1 pseudogene is annotated in these 529 nt (G+C 63.7%); it reads left to right on the forward strand.

The annotated features are described in order from the left end of the window. Nucleotides 1–156: 156 nt before the first annotated feature. Nucleotides 157–529: pseudogene (locus AACY08_RS28605) on the forward strand (hypothetical protein); the annotation flags it as partial.

The following is a 529-nucleotide window of genomic DNA, read 5'->3' on the forward strand; positions in this document are numbered from 1 at the left end:
CAGTTCAAATCGATCCTGAAAATAAGCGCAGCGGTGCGAGACTTTCTGCTTGATCGTCTTGAGTATGCTGAGCGGGAGGCTGGGATACGGCCAGACATAATTCGAGCAGCACAAATCATTGATGGTGACGTAGGCAAAGAGGATGATCTCGTCCGCTTGCTCGCGCGCGTCCATGCGCTGCAGGCGTTTATCGGGACCGAGGATGGGGTGAACCTCCTCGCCGGGTACAAGCGCGCGGCGAATATTTTGAAGAAAGAGGATTTCACACCCGCCGGTGCTCCGGCGAAGGCCGGAGCCTTGGCATCCGAGCACGACGCCAGCGATCCAGCGCTCCGGCCTTCGCCGGAGCACGGCGCGCAGAAGGCGCTGTCCTACACGCCTGAACCGGCAGAGGCTGCGCTCGCGCTGGCGCTCGATTCGGCCGAGCCCGCCGCCGCGGCCGCCGTCGCGCGCGAGGATTTCGAAGCGGCGATGGCAGCCCTCGCCACGCTGCGCGCCCCGATCGATGCGTTTTTCGAGGGCGTGATCG

Origin of the sequence: Pseudomonas sp. EL_65y_Pfl1_R83, assembly GCF_963970695.1 — a bacterium.
Taxonomy (GTDB): domain Bacteria; phylum Pseudomonadota; class Gammaproteobacteria; order Pseudomonadales; family Pseudomonadaceae; genus Aquipseudomonas; species Aquipseudomonas tritici.